The sequence below is a fragment of the Streptomyces sp. NPDC054783 genome (assembly GCF_053611725.1).
Genome location: NZ_JBSHAY010000033.1, coordinates 83425 through 98231 on the forward strand (window position 1 = coordinate 83425; position 14807 = coordinate 98231).

At 68.1% G+C, this 14807-nt stretch carries 15 protein-coding genes, 1 tRNA gene and 1 pseudogene; 7 read left to right on the forward strand and 10 right to left on the reverse strand.

Going from position 1 to position 14807, the window contains the following annotated elements; all coding sequences use genetic code 11:
• Positions 1-51: 51 nt before the first annotated feature.
• A complete protein-coding gene (locus ACWGJ5_RS38055) occupies positions 52-414 on the reverse strand; it encodes a hypothetical protein (protein ID WP_453314188.1) in 363 nt (120 codons plus the stop codon).
• Between the two features lie 201 nt (positions 415-615).
• Between ACWGJ5_RS38055 and ACWGJ5_RS38060 the strand changes: the two genes are divergently transcribed.
• On the forward strand, positions 616-2937 hold the full coding sequence (locus tag ACWGJ5_RS38060) for an NB-ARC domain-containing protein (protein WP_453314189.1): 2322 nt from the start codon (positions 616-618) through the stop codon (positions 2935-2937).
• On the opposite strand, the gene ACWGJ5_RS38065 is transcribed toward ACWGJ5_RS38060, so the two are convergent.
• From ACWGJ5_RS38065 to ACWGJ5_RS38085, 5 genes and pseudogenes are all read right to left on the reverse strand, one after another.
• Positions 2929-3171, reverse strand: coding sequence for a hypothetical protein (locus ACWGJ5_RS38065; RefSeq protein WP_453314190.1), 243 nt, complete (start codon positions 3169-3171; stop codon positions 2929-2931). The two genes, ACWGJ5_RS38060 and ACWGJ5_RS38065, sit on opposite strands and share 9 nt — an antisense overlap.
• A gap of 147 nt (positions 3172-3318) precedes the next feature.
• A pseudogene (locus ACWGJ5_RS38070) lies at positions 3319-3840 on the reverse strand (MFS transporter); the annotation flags it as partial.
• A 724-nt stretch (positions 3841-4564) separates the two neighbouring features.
• On the reverse strand, positions 4565-5518 hold the full coding sequence (locus ACWGJ5_RS38075; RefSeq protein WP_453314191.1) for a trypsin-like peptidase domain-containing protein: 954 nt from the start codon (positions 5516-5518) through the stop codon (positions 4565-4567).
• A 69-nt stretch (positions 5519-5587) separates the two neighbouring features.
• Positions 5588-6277 (reverse strand): hypothetical protein, encoded by a 690-nt coding sequence (locus ACWGJ5_RS38080; RefSeq protein WP_453314192.1) that lies wholly within the window; start codon positions 6275-6277, stop codon positions 5588-5590.
• A gap of 537 nt (positions 6278-6814) precedes the next feature.
• Positions 6815-6889 (reverse strand) — tRNA-Met (locus tag ACWGJ5_RS38085).
• Between the two features lie 332 nt (positions 6890-7221).
• On the opposite strand from ACWGJ5_RS38085, the gene ACWGJ5_RS38090 reads away from it, so the two are divergent.
• The 4 genes from ACWGJ5_RS38090 (at position 7222) to ACWGJ5_RS38105 (ending at position 10291) form a co-directional block, all read left to right on the forward strand.
• Positions 7222-7377 carry a hypothetical protein gene (locus tag ACWGJ5_RS38090; protein ID WP_453314193.1) on the forward strand — a complete coding sequence of 52 codons (156 nt, stop codon included), beginning with the start codon at positions 7222-7224 and terminating at the stop codon, positions 7375-7377.
• Positions 7378-7415: 38 nt separating this feature from the next.
• Positions 7416-8108: a hypothetical protein gene (locus tag ACWGJ5_RS38095; RefSeq protein WP_453314194.1), complete on the forward strand. Its 693-nt coding sequence runs from the start codon at positions 7416-7418 to the stop codon at positions 8106-8108.
• Positions 8109-8115: 7 nt separating this feature from the next.
• Positions 8116-8924, forward strand: a protein-coding gene (locus ACWGJ5_RS38100; protein ID WP_453314195.1) for an IS5 family transposase whose coding sequence is annotated in 2 segments (ribosomal slippage) — positions 8116-8463 and positions 8466-8924 — 807 coding nt in all. Because the reading frame shifts where the segments join, the coding sequence is not laid out codon by codon here.
• Positions 8925-9397: 473 nt separating this feature from the next.
• The gene (locus ACWGJ5_RS38105) at positions 9398-10291 is read left to right on the forward strand and encodes a methyltransferase domain-containing protein (RefSeq protein ID WP_453314196.1); all 894 of its coding nucleotides are present in this window, start codon (positions 9398-9400) and stop codon (positions 10289-10291) included.
• On the opposite strand, the gene ACWGJ5_RS38110 is transcribed toward ACWGJ5_RS38105, so the two are convergent.
• Positions 10288-10743, reverse strand: a complete 456-nt coding sequence (locus ACWGJ5_RS38110; protein ID WP_453314197.1) for a hypothetical protein — start codon at positions 10741-10743, stop codon at positions 10288-10290. The genes ACWGJ5_RS38105 and ACWGJ5_RS38110 overlap by 4 nt on opposite strands.
• Positions 10744-10965: 222 nt before the next feature.
• Here ACWGJ5_RS38110 and ACWGJ5_RS38115 point away from each other — a divergent pair, with 222 nt between their 5' ends.
• Together ACWGJ5_RS38115 and ACWGJ5_RS38120 are read left to right on the forward strand one after the other, a co-directional pair.
• Positions 10966-11154, forward strand: coding sequence for a hypothetical protein (locus ACWGJ5_RS38115; protein ID WP_453314198.1), 189 nt, complete (start codon positions 10966-10968; stop codon positions 11152-11154).
• Between the two features lie 531 nt (positions 11155-11685).
• Positions 11686-11829: a hypothetical protein gene (locus ACWGJ5_RS38120; RefSeq protein ID WP_453314199.1), complete on the forward strand. Its 144-nt coding sequence runs from the start codon at positions 11686-11688 to the stop codon at positions 11827-11829.
• A 103-nt stretch (positions 11830-11932) separates the two neighbouring features.
• On the opposite strand, the gene ACWGJ5_RS38125 is transcribed toward ACWGJ5_RS38120, so the two are convergent.
• The 3 genes from ACWGJ5_RS38125 to ACWGJ5_RS38135 all read right to left on the reverse strand — a co-directional run bounded on the left by ACWGJ5_RS38125 (position 11933) and on the right by ACWGJ5_RS38135 (position 14205).
• On the reverse strand, positions 11933-12109 hold the full coding sequence (locus ACWGJ5_RS38125; protein ID WP_453314200.1) for a hypothetical protein: 177 nt from the start codon (positions 12107-12109) through the stop codon (positions 11933-11935).
• 589 nt (positions 12110-12698) lie between these two features.
• On the reverse strand, positions 12699-13136 hold the full coding sequence (locus ACWGJ5_RS38130) for a hypothetical protein (protein ID WP_453314201.1): 438 nt from the start codon (positions 13134-13136) through the stop codon (positions 12699-12701).
• Positions 13137-13509: 373 nt separating this feature from the next.
• Positions 13510-14205 (reverse strand): DUF4232 domain-containing protein, encoded by a 696-nt coding sequence (locus ACWGJ5_RS38135; RefSeq protein ID WP_453314202.1) that lies wholly within the window; start codon positions 14203-14205, stop codon positions 13510-13512.
• Between the last annotated feature and the right edge of the window lie 602 nt (positions 14206-14807).

Sequence of the window (14807 nt, forward strand, 5' to 3'; positions counted from 1 at the left end):
CGTACCAGCCCCAAGGGAGGAGAATGCTCACTCTCCCTCAGCTCGGGCAGATCAGAAGACCAGAGGACCCCAGCCAACCTGGTTGGTGTTGATGTCCAAGACCTCTACGTAGAGCTTGTGTACACCGTCGTTGTGGTACTCCGGCCACGTGTTCACCCCGCCTCCCCAGCCGGTGTGCGTGCGGCCGCCGGTCTGAGTGTTCACCTGCCACAGGTCCACCTTGCACTCGTTGGCGGGCCCGTCGACGTGACCGTAGGCGTACATGTCAGAGTAGGGGAGGATGTACGCATGGCAGTTGCCGGCGAACGCATCCCCGCCCAGGCTGGCTGCTGACGCAGTGCTGGCCGAGACGGCGACGAGGCTTGCTGCGGCAATCCCTGCCGCAGCGAACTTGATCGTGCGTCCGATCTTCACGGTTGCTCCTTCGGAGATAGTGACAGGTAGAGGGCATATCTGAGCTGGTTCAGTCAGCGCCCTTAGCGTGCGAGCGAGCCCGCTGTTGACGGATCAAGGCTGGCCGAGGTGGCCTGATGAAGTCCCGTTTCCCACACAACCCCACACACCCGCCTCCTAGACTCGGATTGTCAGGGGCACGACTTCGCAGGGGGGGGCGTCGTGGGCAATCTGCGGGGCGGAATGCCAGATCCGGGCCAGGCAACTGATCTGGCGGAGTTCATCGGTCTGCTGGGTGAACTGCGTGCGTGGGCAGGGACCCCGTCGTACCGGTCGCTGGCCAAACGGGTCGGACCGCTCATGCGGCCCCCGCGCGTCGTCTCGCCCTTCACGGTCGTGGACGCCTTCAAGGTCGAGCGGCGCCGCTTGGATCTGGACCTGGTAGTGGCGATCGTCCGAGCCCTCGGCCTGAACGACGAGGCCGTCAGCCGCTGGCGCGAGGCATGCATCACGGTGCACCGGCTGGCCAAGACCGGCGGCCCAGTCGGGGTGTTCGGTCAGCTCCCCACGGATCTTGCGACGTTCACCGGACGCACCCAGGAAATCGCCCGCCTAATCGAAGCGGCGACACACCGTCACGACGGTGAGCACGCGAACACGGTGGTCATCTCCGCGATCGAGGGAATGGCCGGGGTGGGTAAGACCCAGCTCGCCATCCACACCGCCCACGAACTGGTACGCGCGGGCCACTTCGCGGACATCCAGCTCCACGTGAACCTCAGGGGCTTCGACCCCGAGCTCCCGCCCGCAGACCCGTCCGCGGTGCTGGAGGCATTCCTGCGGCATCTGGGCGTGCCCGCCCAACGGATCCCCGCAAGCCGCGATGAGCGGGCGGCAATGTACCGCGACCGACTGCGTCAACGCAGCGCGCTGGTTCTACTCGACAACGCCGCCGACGAGGACCAGGTCCGCGACCTGATCCCATCCAGTCCCACCGGCCTGGTCCTCATCACCAGCCGCCGCAGCCTGGCCGGCCTCGACGGCGTCTCCCCCCACCTGATCGATACCTTCTCCGAAGCCGAGTCACTGGACCTGCTGATGCGAATCGCGGGACGCGACCGCGTGGAGGCCGAGCCCGAAGCCGCCGCCAGGATCGTCGAGTACTGCGACCGCCTCCCGCTGGCCCTCGCCCTGGCCGCGGCACGGCTACGCTCCCGCCCTGCCTGGAGCCTTGCGGAGCTGGCCGACCGGCTGCAGACCGGCCGGCTGGAGGCGATCCGCGCCGGCGGCCGCGCGATACGCCCGGTCTTCGACCTCTCCTACCGCAGCCTCCCCGAACCGCTGAGGGCGCTATTCCGCAGCCTCGGGCTGCATCCGTGCGCCAATTTCACCGCTGCCTCCGCGGCGGCCCTGCAGGGCATTGGTCTCGTGCAGGCGGAGGCGATGCTGGAAACCCTCGTCGACGAGAACCTGCTTCAGCTAAGGAGCGCTGGACGATACGCGCTGCACGACCTTCTCCGGCTCTTCGTAGCCGAGCTCAGCAGCGACGACGAGCCGGATGCGCGCCAGGCTTCACGACGACGACTCGCCGACTGGTACCTCCACACGACATACCGTGCGGCCCTCGCGATCAGGACCGTGGAATTGCCGGAGATCGAGCCTTCCGGAGCCACCGTGTCCCCGCTCGAATTCCAGACATACGAGCAGGCCCTAACCTGGCTCGACGAGGAGGGGGCGAACCTCGGCTCTGTGATCCGTTGGGCCGCGGCCAATGGACTGCCTGAGCACGTATGGCGGATCGCGCTCCACCAAAAGGGCCACTTCCTGCTTCGATGGCGGCTGGAGGAATACGTCCAAAGTCATGCCCTCGCGCTGGCCGCCGGGAACGAGTTGGGCAACCAGTACGCCCAAGCCCGAGCCCATCACGGAATGGGTGTTGCGTACAGCCAACTAAAACACCTGGAGGATGCCGAGACCCACCTGCGTTCGGCGGTCGAACTCCTTCACTCCACCGGTGAGCGCAGACTTGAAGCGGGCGCCCTCGCCGACATCGGCCTGATTCACGAGGCGCGCCGGGACTACCATGCAGCTGTCGCCGTCTACGACGAGGCGCTGGCCGTGATCGAGAACGTGGACGACAACCAGCGGCACCGTGGCGTGATTCACCTGAACGCTGGATGGTTTCGCCACCTGGTGGGCGATTACATCGGGGCCCTAGACCACTACACCAAAGCAATAGCCGACCTTCGGGCAGCGGACGAAGCGCGTGGTGAAGCCATCCTCCTCGGGAACATAGCCATCCTGCATCGCAGCACCGGAGAACACGAGAGGGCGCTACGCCACTTCGAAGAGCAGCACGGGGTCAGTCTGAGGATAGGTGATGAGTATTTCCAGGCTCTGAGCTTGATGGGGAGCGCTGTCAGCCTTGATGCACTGTGCAGGCCAGCTGAGGCATCCGACCTCCGCAACAGGTCGCTGGCCCTGGCCCGGAAGGTCGGCGTCTCTGAGGAGACCATCCTGGCGCACGTGAACGGCTCACCTTGATCCACCTACGAAGGCCTGTACGCAGTCGGTGACGACTCCCAATTCCGGGCAACGGGAGCGGAGTTGCTTGAGCTTGAGCTTGAGCTTGAGCTTGAGCGCGTTGTTCTCGTCGATCTTGTCGGGGTGCGCGGTGATCAGCCAGGTGGCTTTGCGGACGGGCAGCTCGTTAGGCTTGTCGGGGCGGGATTGCCGCTGGCCCGGATCTATTGCAGGCCGCTTACTGCCGGTAGCCAAGCCATGCGTGTGACCTCACCGTTGCGGTGGGCGTCATGGATGCGGCTGATGAGGTTCACGACCGTCTCGTGCTCCTTGGTCAGCCGGCCGATGGATTCCACAGCCTGGCAGCCGCAGTACTCACACATCGTTGCGGTCCTGTCCCGATCAGTGGACGTGAGCGGCAGGGACGCAGCGGGTGAGCGCATGGCGCACGCCCGTGCCAGTGAAGGCCAGGGCTGCGCCCGCCACTACCGCGAGCAGGGCCAGACCGATCGCGTACGAGCCGTAGGCGCCGTACAGCGAGCCCATCACCAACGGCGGGACGAAGCCTCCCAGTCCGCCCGCAGCGCCGACGACACCGGTGACCGAGCCGACCTTGTTCGCCGGGGCCAGCAGAGCGACCAGGGCGAACACAGCGCCGCTGCCCGCGCCAAGCGCGGCGGCCATCGCCAGGAGCGCGATCGTGCCCATGGGGGCCAGATCCGGCGTGAACGACTGGACGACGGCTCCGGCGAACACCACGGCCAAAACACCGGCCAGCACCCGCACCGGGCCGATGCGGTCCGACAGCCAGCCGCCCACCGGGCGCATCACCACTGCCAGCAGCACGAAGCCGGCCATGCGGTTCGCCGCGTCCGCCTGGCTCAGGCCGTAGCCGGTCTTCAGGTAGGTCGGCAGGTAGACGGAGGCGCGCGGCTGAGGCAGCGGGCACGGCCGGCCCTTTCGCCGTAGCGCACAGCCCGCCGCAGGGCGACCGAGCTGTGCCCGCCGGCGACGGGCCGATGTGGGCGCTGCCCGCTCCCACGGGCCGCGCCCACCAGCTGGCTCCTCCAACATGCCGCAACCGCGGTCGATCAGGCGGTCAGCGGCTGCCCCTCCAGTTGTGCGCCACGTCGACTACCAGATGGTCGCGCAGTTGGATCACCCGGAACTGCAGGCCGTCTACGACTGCCTCGCCCCTGCCAGGACCGGCGCGCCAGCCGACACCGCTGAAGCCATCGCCGCCCGCGAGGGCCTCAACCTGGCGGACGACCTCGCCGCGGTCCGCCGGCGCACAGCCCGCGCCGCCGCTGCCCGGCGGCGCACGGACCGGTCAGGCCGCCGCCGCGGCGATGGACGTTCGCTGGAGTCCCACGCTTTTACCCTGGTCAGCCGCCGGGCCCCGCACCTGCGCACCTCCGAGCTGAGGTGCCGGGCGCGGGCCTGGGCCCGGGTGGGGTTGTGGCCCGAGGAGATGCAGGCGTGGATCGCTGCCGTCGGCGTGGACGGTGCCGCCGTCGCCCGGGACTGCCGCACGGCGGGCATCGTCCTGTCCGCGATGGGCGTCGTCCCGGACGGCCCCGCCCGACCCGGTGAATCTGCTCGGGTCGGGGCGGGGCCGCCCGGGCTGCCTCGGGCTTGCAGGCACTCACTATGCTGGTGCGGTCGAGTGGACGTAGAAGTCGGGTTCAGCGAGTCCGGCGGCGTCAACCCCATCGACCAGCGGGGTGACCCGTGGCCGACCGGTGTGCTCGTCGCCAGGCCGCCAGGCCGGGGGGCGTCGACCGCGCTCCACGATGTCCTCGATTGCCGAGCGCTTCCACACGATGCCGATATCACTGTCGTCGTGGGTGCGGCCACTGTAGATCCCGATGAGGTCCCAAGCCGGGCCGGATCGCAGTTCACCATCGGCCGCCCGGTACCGGGCCAGCTCGTCAGCGTAGAAGACCACGGGCGATCCGGACTGGCCCGGCCTGGCCCGGCAGTCGATGAGAGTGCAGGGCAGGTCCTCCCAGTCCAAGCTGGGAGGCCAGGCAATCGTGCCGCGGGCCCAGACGCCAAGTGCGGCATGAGTCCGGAACGGGTCGAAGCCCACCGGGAAGCCGATCACATGCAGCTCACTCGTCAGGTCCATCCGAGCCAGAGCCGGGCCCCCCGGCCTGTATGCGATCAGGTCGGCCTTCTCCTCCACGAAGTCCGGCAGCGCGATGGCGACCACGTCCACCTTCCATCCGTGCTCGGGATGCTCGAGCCACAGCGGTCGCTCCTCCTCGTCACCAAGCTCCAGGACCAGCGCGATCCACTCCCCGAAGCTGCCGGCGCTGTGCAGCAGCACTCGAATCGCCGAGACGTTCGCTCCGTCCTTCACCTTGTCGTTGTTCTTGCTGTCCCGGCCGGTCACGACGTGGCGGTTCGTCACCAGGAAGGGACGAGCCGCACTGTTGCGCACGACGAACCCGGTCGCCGCCCTGCCCCGCTCCACCTGACCGGTAGGGGTCAACGGTTGGAGGTAGAGCGAGGCCAGCGCTGGCACCTCCAGTACGCGGGGCACCCCGCTACTCAGACCGTCGTCGATACGGGCAGCGGCAAGCGGAGGCTCTGTCATGACGCTGGAGCCTAGCCCTGACCCCCTGCATGGCCCATGCTCGAGTGGCGGCTCCAGCGAACTGGCAGGTCAGATCAGCTGAGCCCGACGGTCCGCTGCCAGCCGGTGCACCTTGCCTGCGACGTTCGCCAGGAGCTCTACGGCCTGGGCCCGGTCGAGTGCGGCACCGGCGATGGCCTCCTCGTTGTCGTGGATGAAGGCGCTAAGGTGCGAGTAAGTGTCCTCCACCTCCAGCATCCAGCGCTCGGAGACGCTGCGGTCCCGGGACTTCTTGTCCCGGATCGCCGGCGCCAGCTTCTTGGTGTCGTGGGCGACACGGACCGCGTCGAGCGCCTGGCGCAGCTCGGCGGCGACCGCGTTGACGATGCCGTCGCGGATGTAGCTGCGCGCCGTCCGCAATCTTCCCGCCACCTTCTGCAGCTCCGGATCGTCGGTGACCGGCACCATCACGTCGATGTACGAGGCCGCGCTGACCTTCTCCATCTGGGTGCTCCACTGCTCCGAGAAGACCTCGACTTGCAGGTCGCCGCCGGACGAGAGCTCGAAGCCGACTGGATCGCCGCCTACCGACATGCCGCGGAGATCTCGCAACACCAGCCACAGCGCGCCGCCAGCACGCAATTCCTCCGTCTCCAGCAGGGCCTGGCTGCTCACGTGGCCGACGAAGACCGTCTGGCTGGGAGAGACCGTGACGCCGACTGCCTGCTGCACGGAGACCAAGGCCAGTTCCCGGAGGTCCTGGCTCGGGTTCTTGCCCACCAGCAGCGTCGCCGAGAGCAGAAGATTGGTTTGCGGCGTGGCCGCCTGGTTTGCCCACGTGCGGAGGGACAGCTCGATGCGGGCGCCACCGAGTACGGGCTGAAGCCGCAGGTCCTTGGGGGCTCCCTCCAGTCAGAGTGTGTTGCCATTGGGCAAGTTGAGCGAGCCGTTCATCGGAACCTCTCTTCAAAATAAAGGTGTGCTGAGAGGGTGGACCGGCATCGAAACCAGAAGCAATGCAATTCGGCCGGGCAAAGTGCTGCGCCGGTGTGCGGGCAGCGGTGACGGCGAGCAGGGCTGGGCCCGAGGCCGAACAGATCACCGTCGACGGCGACACGGACCCCGTATCTGTGCGGCTGGGAGTGTGGATCTCCAACACCTGCGCGAGGCGCGACAAACTCACCCAAGAGCAACTGAACGGACTACGGGAGCTGGGTATGAAGTGGGCATAACTGCGAAGCCCCCGGCCCAGCCCAAAATGTGCCAGCAGCCGATGAAAGCGGGGAAGGGCCCGGCTGCTGCCGGGCCCTTCGCTCGTAGCGGGGGCGGGATTTGAACCACGCGACCTCTGGGTTATGAGCCCAGCGAGCTACCGAGCTGCTCCACCCCGCGTCGGTGACACCACCGTACGCCACACGCGCGACACCTGCAGGGATTTACCGGGCCGCATACGCGGTGTACGACTCCCTCGGTCACCAGCGCGCCCGGGTTCGCAGCATTGCCCTACGTGCGGACGCGCTCCGGCCCGCCGACCGGGCCACCCGGCAGCTCATCCTTGAGGCGGGCGACGACAAACCCCTCGCGATCGAAGCCGTCGCCGATCGCGCCCGCTACGGGCGCCAGGTGCTCTACCCCGCCGCCCTCGCCATCAGCTCCCGTCCGCCGTCAGCCCGGCAGTGGGACCAAGGCGGTTGCCCAGAGGACACGGGTGGACGTCGTGTGACGTGGCCCAGACGCACGCGATTTGGCCCATCGCCTGGGTGCGGGTGCCGATGCCGGATCCTGTCGGTTTCTGCGACCATCTGGCCATGGTCGACAGCAGGAATCGTTCAGCGCTGCGCACACTGATCGGCGAGGTCCCGCAGGGCTTGGCAGCCTGACGCACCGGGAGCTAAACCCGGCCTTCGAACAGCTGGGGATGCGACCGGTCCCTGATGATGCTGGGAGCAAGCGCGAGCGGATCGAGCTGAGTTTCAGCCAGGTACCCGATGCCGACCTGTCACAGGTCACCCGACGCATCCTGGAACAGAGCCACGTCCATGTGAGTCCGTCGCGCCGCTACCAACTCGAGGACCTGCTGTGTGCAGAGGACGCACCGCCCGAGATACCCAAGAAGGCCCGCCGTGAGCTGGCGCGCGCCCTGGACCTGTCGGAGTTGACCCAGCATCACGACCGTTTCCTGCGGCTTCTGGACCGATTCTGGATATCCGAGGACGGAGACCTGTCCTTCGAGGAGGTGGAGGACCTGCTGCTGAACGGGATGCGTCCGGTGACGCTGAGAGACCCGATCAAAGAGATCAGCAATGAGACCGAGGCCAGGGGGAATCTATACCAACGACTCCTCAACAGCTCACCGGACAACTCAGAGGGCCAGAAGAACCTCTTCATCGCCTACCACCAGATTCTCGGACCCTCCCCCGGGGATCCCGCCCTCCTGCCCGAAGTCTGGCTGCACTGGGACCACAGGACCGTTCAAGAACGCGGCCCGGAGGCGTTGCTGCGTTCCCGCATCGACTTTCTCCTGTTGCTGCCTCATGGACAGCGCGTCGTCCTGGAGGTCGACGGATCACAGCACTACGACATCGTTTCTTTTGGTGTGATCGTTCGTTGAATCATGCATGACGGATCTGGTTGAGCGGCTCGTGCCGGACGAGTTATGGGTGTTGTTCCGGCGGGTGGTGCCGCCGACGGAGGTGAAGCGTCCCCAGGGCGGGGGTCGACGTCGGGCGGGTGATCGCGAAACGCTCGCTGCGATCATCTTCGTGGCCACATCGGGCTGTACCTGGCGGCAGTTGCCGCCGGTGTTCGGACCGGCCTGGCCCACTGTCTACCGACGCTTTGCCCAGTGGAGCCGGGACAGGGTCTGGGCCAGGCTCCACCGCGTCATCCTGGACGAACTCGGCAGCTGTGGTGAGCTGGACTGGTCACGGTGCGCGATCGACTCGGTCAGTGTCCGGGCCACAAAAGGGGGCCACTGACCGGACCGAATCCGACCGACCGTGGCAAGTTGGGATCGAAAATCCACCTCATCACGGACCGGAGCGGACTGCCCCTGTCACTGGGGATCTCCGGCGCCAACATGCACGACAGCCTCGGCCTGAAGCCACTCGTGCGCGGGATCCCGCCCATCCGCTCCCGCCGCGGGCCCCGCCGCCGACGCCCCGCCAAGCTCCACGCCGACAAGGGCTATGACTACGACCACCTGCGGAAATGGCTCCGTGAACGAGGCATTCGGCACCGCATCGCCCGCAAGGGCATCGAGTCCTCCACAAGGCTCGGCCGTCACCGCTGGGTGGTCGAGAGGACCGTGTCATGGCTGGCCGGCTGCCGACGCCTGCACCGCCGCTACGAGCGAAAGCCGGAACACTTCCTCGCCTTCGTCGGCATAGCAGCAGCCCTCATCTGCCACCGCCGACTCACCAAATGAAACGACGTCTTATGGCGGCGTAGGCGGTCTGAGGGTGATCCGCGCGGTGCGCGACGATTGCCTCCGCCGGTCAGGCAGGACTTCGGCGTAGCCGTATGGTGTCCGGCTCATGACGGTCTGCCGGGTGGGAAGTCTTAGGAGTAAGACAGTGTCGGTGTGTGCGGTCTCAGCCCTGGACCCCGAACTGGAGAAGAGATACCACCCGTCACGAACGGGGACGTACATCTGCTGGATCCGCTGGCCCCGACTTTAGTCGTGATCGAAGGCGTCCGGTACGAGGTCGAGCCCGCCATAGCCGACCGTCCGGTCAGCGCGCTGTCCCGTGCCTGGTGTGCTGGCCGAATACATGTACCCCTTCCGGCGCGTCACGGTGCAGAACCGTGCTGTAGGACGTGCGGGGTTCGCTGGCTGTGTGAGACGTCCCTCTCCCGTCGTCGTGGCGCTGGTGGCCTGGGAAGGTTGACCATGTAGTCATGACCTCCTTGCCCCGGCCCCCGCACGTCGGTGGCCGACCGGATCTGATAGGCGGGACTACCGCGCTCGGTGGAGACTCCGCTCCCGCCCGCGGGTACCTGCTGGACAATGCGCGCGCCGAGGCGGGCGAGCGATTCGTTTGGCTGGCCGAGCTGTTCGACGGTGTGACGCGCGGGCACTTCGACCGACTGGGGGTCAGGGCTGGCTCGCGCTGCTGGGAAGTGGGGGCCGGTGGCCCCCGTATCCCGGAGGCGCTCGCGGCGGCCGTCGGTCCGACCGGGCACGTGCTGGCCACGGACATCGACCCGTCGTGGCTGAAGGCAGGCGACGGGTACGAGGTGCGCCAGCACGACGTCGCCGCTGATCCGCCCCCGGAGCCGGGGACGTTCGATCTGGTGCACGCCCGGCTCGTGCTGGTCCATGTGCCCGACCGGGCTCGCGCGTTGGCCACGATGGCGGCAGCGCTACGGCCCGGCGGCTGGCTGCTGGTCGAGGACGCCGATACCGCTCTGCAGCCACTGGCATGCCTGGACGACAGCGACCCTGCGCAGCGGCGGGCCAACCGGCTGCGCGACGCGGTCCGGGAGCTGCTGACGCGCCGCGGCGCGGACCTGCGCTACGGCCGGACACTGCCGCGGGCATTGCGTGAGGCCGGCTTGGTAGATGTCGCCGCGGCGGGCTCTTTCCCGGTCGGCGGGCCGGCCTGCGATCGGCTGGAGGCGGCGACCATCCGGCACGTGCGCGGCGAACTGCTCGCGGCCGGCCTGGCCGACGACGCCGAGATCGACGCGCACCTGGCCGCCATCCACGCGGGCAAACTCGACCTGACACTCGCGCCGCTGATCTCGGCCTGGGGGCGCCGTCCAGCCGAGCACCCTCCGGCACTCGGTTAGGTGCGGATCCAGGCGTTGTCCGACCTGCCCACAGCGCTGTTCGTCGAGGGAGGCCAGGCAGCTCGCGCAGGTGCGCGCTGCGCGTCACCGGTGCCGGCGCCAGCCCGCGCACGGGCTTCGAAGATCATGGAGTTCTCAACGCCCCATGATCCGAGTGGAAGACCGTGCCTGCCGAGGATCTCGACGAGTGCGTCGACGGCCGGGGAGACCTTCGGGTCGCCGCTCCAGCGGATCCGCTCCCAGTAGCGCTTGAGCTGCGCCATGATGGCGTTGACCTCTTCGAGCAGGATCACCAGCCGTGGGCCGACGCGCCAGGGTTCCTTCCCCAGGACGTCGTCGCCCAGCTGCTCCGCGAGCCGGATACGGCGCCGGCCTTCCTGTAAGAGGTGGATCACGGCGTCATGGATCTCAGCGATGTCCCGGCAGTACGTCATGCCGGTGGCTTCGTTCACGCGAACGAGCACCACCTGTTCACCACTTCAGGAGGCGCAGAGTCCGGCGACTGTTCGAAAGCCATGAAGCCGAACTCCACTCCCGTTGAGGGCGGCCGACATTCAGCAGGCGGGATTGGCGCTGATCTGAGCGCAGCTCGCGGGCCGCGAGCCGGGGTAAATGCCTGTTCAGGGGTTGGCCGGCTGGCGTGACCGGCGCAGGGTGTGTCCGTTGCGCCTTGCATGGACGAACTTCTCGCATTCGGTATGCCGGAGCTGTACGAGCCGCGCCTGCCGCTGCTCACTCTCACCGAGGCGCATCAGCTGCTGGACGTCCTGCAGCACTTCGGCACGATGGACCACGACTGGGGAGCCCAGGCCCGCCACTTCGCCGTCGAACTTTCAGCCCGCGTTCCCTCACGCGACGTCTAGCGATCGACCCTTCCCGTGCCTCACGGATGAGGCGCAGGCGGCGGAACTCTGCAGCAAAGAGCTGGGCCGCCTGGGATGGTCGGCCCACCAGCGGAGGCCCGCTCACCGGCAGGCGGCTGTGCCGTCGGCCATGAGGTCAGTGACGGTATCCGCCGCGATGGTCGCCCTCGCCACCGCGGTGCCAGCCGCGGCGGCCACGATCGTCTCTGCGGTGGTCGCGGTCGTGGCCCCATGAGACGGCGTCGACGCGGTCGCGGTCGTCGCGCAAGATCGCAGTGTCGGCGTCGTCGTCCCACGTGTACGCAGGCCGGTCCTGGTACACGTCCGCCCGGGTGTGCCTCTCAGTTCGCTCTATGCATAGATCAGGCCAACGAAGCAGAAAAAGAGTCCACCCGGCGCAAGCACTCCACCGATCAGCATTTCCACCCCCAGGACATTTACGACTCTGAGGAGCGGGTGCACCGCGACCATTGAGCCGACTGGATCGCCTCCACCTGCCCAACGCTGCTGGTGCGGGGAGCCATCGGTGGTGTGCTGACGGCCGACCAGGCGGAGCAGACGGTCGACCGGCGACCCGGCACGCGCCTGGTCGAGCTGGAGACGGACCACTTCGTGTACGCCAACGACCCGGTCGGCTTCGCAGACGCGGTCAAGGGCTTCCTCACCACAGTCTGACCAGAGGTTTGTTGAGACGCCTTTACCCTGCTCCAACACGATAGCTGCCCTCAGTCGCAGGAATCCGAAGCACTGCTGCAGCCCGGGGCACTACGCCCCCGAATCACCAAAGGCGCTGCTCTACCCGCATAAAGGCGAGGCCGATGGCTCCGGTACCGATGCCGTAGCAGGCACCGCGCAGCATGTGGGCCAGCGCGGCGCGCCGATGACGGGTGACCCGCGCGCGGGCGGTGGTGAGGCGATTCGTGCCCGCGCGGGGCGGGCGGGAGCTAGGGCTCACGGGAGACGTCCCTTTCCGAATGGCGTCATGGTGGGGAGTCCGTCCGGCCGGTGGCCTCGGAACCGGTGGCCGGGGCAGGACTCCCCGCTCTCTCTTCTTCGCGGTTACCGGCCTGCGGTGAACGCCGGGCACCGCCCGGCGCACACCCCGCCCGCGCGCCCCATTTCCATGCCTCGCGACCGCCTCACCGACTGGTCCCATGGGCACAACCCTGCAGAGCAGCCCCATGCCTGCGGTCCGCCGGGGCGCACTTGAACGGGTGCGCGGCCACGCCACCGTCCAACGACAACTGGGCCCGTCGCACGGGGGAGAGCGACGGGCCCAGCCGGCCCCACGTTCCCACACCGACGGCCGACACGCACCCAATTCGTGAAGCAGAAGCAGCCCTCAGCTGAGGCCGAGCCGGCTGAGCGCAGTGGTCCAGTCGCTAACGTTGGCCTGCTGCGCAGCCGCCAGAGTGACCTTCCCGGAGCAGACGGCCGTGTGCAGCTTCGTCTCCACCGGGTCCTTCTTGTTGTTGACCCCAGCGCCAAGTTGCGGGCGTCGTTCGGGTCGCCCCCCGAGCTGAAGGGAAAGCAGGTGATCGTACTCAGCATCCCCCGAGGCTGCCCCTGTAGCCGTAGGCGGCGGCGTTCGCCTGCTTCTCCTTCCGGGTGATCGCCTCCGGCGGCCGGATGTTCTTGGTGTAGCCGCCTTTCCGGCAGATCGTCGTGGCCAGGTTCGCCTGCGTCGCCGCCGGGGAGATCGCGCCCGGAGTGCATGCCAGGTCCTCGAGGGGCTCGCCCTTGTCGTACCGGTAGTGACAACTGCCCGCGGGCAGCTGCTGCTGCACCGTGTACGTCGCCTGCGGCCCCGCACCCACCGCGATCTTCGCCACTCCAGCAGGTACGGCAGTCCCCGACGGCCCCGCCGCCGACGCTCCGCCCTTCCCCGCGGTGCCCGACCCGGAGGACGAAACGTGCGAACAGCCGGCCAGCAGCAGGCAGGAGAGCAGCACCGGCGGCACAGCGCGGCGGATGGAACCCATGACGATCCCTCACGAACGAGCAACAACTGCGCACATGCTCCCCCACCCCGACGCCCCCTACCACCTACGCAGAGGCGCACGAGTGCACACCCGGCAAATGGGCGGGGCAAGATGCGCCAGAACCGGGAAAGCCGGACCTCCGGGAGCCCAAGCAGGCGCCTGAACCTGCACTTCTGCCAGTCCGCAACGCAGCGCTCGTCGTCCAGGTGGGCTCTATGGACGGCATGGGCCAACGGTGGCCAACCCACCAAGAAAGCCCTGTATCAGGGCCTTGTTGTCCGCGCCCGCGAACGGGCGACGGGTACACGGTCACCGCACCGCAGCGCACCGCGCCGTGGCCCGGTGGCCGGGGCACCGCCGTTGGTCCGGCGTACTACGACGCACTTCCCGAGCCCGGCTGGACCGCGCTGACGCTCAGGAGTCCGACGGTCCCGGCGCAGGCCGTCGAGTTGTACGCGACGTACATCGGGGTCGTCTGGCCCGGCGGGTAGACCTGCAGGTACTGCGCGGGGGTGGGGTGGCACTGCGTCGTAGGGTAGTTGCCGGCGTTTGAGATCCGCAGCAGGGCGTTGCCAGTGGCTCCCGGAGCCAGCGTCACCAGCGCGCGGGGGGCCGTGGTGTTCCGTGTGGCGGCCTGGCCGATCTGATCGACCGGGCTGCCGCCGGCGAATGACACCCCGGGGTAGCCATACAGGGTGCAGGTGGTCTGGGAGATGTTGGTGAAGTCGATCACCTGGTAGACGCTGCCGGCGGTGCCCTGGCTGATACCAGGTCTAGCGTTCAGATAACGGGTCGGGCAGGCGGCGGTGCGCCTGGGCGTCGTTCCGGCCGGTTGTGCCTGGGTATTGGTGCCCGTACTGCCGGCCTGAGCCGTGTTGGCCGCGGTCGGCGTTGTGGCTGCTGGCGTTGTGGCTGCTGGCGCCTTCGTGACCGACGCGCCGGCAGCCGTGGCCGCAGCGGTGCCACCGGAGGAGGTGGCTGAGCCCGCGCTGCAGCCGGCGGCGAGCACCGCAACGCAGGTGAGCCCAGTGGCCAGAAATACTCGCCGGAGCGTGAGTGGAGATGACATCGCGGTTGCCCTTCTTGCTGCGCAGATCGGCTCATTGGCCGTGTGACACTCATGACGCCGTATGTGCCGCGCCGGTTGTACCGGACGCGTCCCAGCGATTTCACTGTTATGTCACGCCGCTAGGTGGCCTGAACGGCGCAGCCGCCATGGTGCTCAGCGGCATCCCCGCCCGGCGGGACGCCGCCGCGTGTCTGGCGTCCGTCGGCCGTCCCGCGCCTGACCGTGGCGCGGACAACGCGGACTTAAACCTGATCGCCGCAGGTGAGCTGCCGGGCGGGCGGGTGTCTCACAGGCGACCACCCATGAATCGCACCGCCCCCGGCTGGGGTGCCTTTGACGAGCGGCCGACCAGGTGCCAGGTAACCCGCCGGTGGCCGGGGTGCGTAGGACGGGGTCGGCGGGCTCCGGTTCCGGTGTGGCGAGCTTGAGCCGTCTACCCATGTTGCGGCGGACTTCGCCGTAGGGCTGGAGGTGCATCGTGGCCGCCGAAACGCGTGGTCCCCGGCCAAAGCCGGGGACCACGCACACGGCGTCGCTCAGGCGACGACCGTGATGTTCTCCGCCTGCGGACCCTTCTGGCCCTGCGTGACGTCGAAGGTCAC

Bases quoted from the DNA above. Each gene is read 5' to 3' on its own strand.
- ACWGJ5_RS38075 (WP_453314191.1), bottom strand. From the start codon at position 5,518: ATGACAGAGCCTCCGCTTGCCGCTGCCCGTATCGACGACGGTCTGAGT.
- ACWGJ5_RS38095 (WP_453314194.1), top strand. From the start codon at position 7,416: ATGCGACCGGTCCCTGATGATGCTGGGAGCAAGCGCGAGCGGATCGAG.
- ACWGJ5_RS38105 (WP_453314196.1), top strand. From the start codon at position 9,398: ATGACCTCCTTGCCCCGGCCCCCGCACGTCGGTGGCCGACCGGATCTG.
- ACWGJ5_RS38115 (WP_453314198.1), top strand. From the start codon at position 10,966: ATGGACGAACTTCTCGCATTCGGTATGCCGGAGCTGTACGAGCCGCGC.
- ACWGJ5_RS38130 (WP_453314201.1), bottom strand. From the start codon at position 13,136: ATGGGTTCCATCCGCCGCGCTGTGCCGCCGGTGCTGCTCTCCTGCCTG.
- ACWGJ5_RS38135 (WP_453314202.1), bottom strand. From the start codon at position 14,205: ATGTCATCTCCACTCACGCTCCGGCGAGTATTTCTGGCCACTGGGCTC.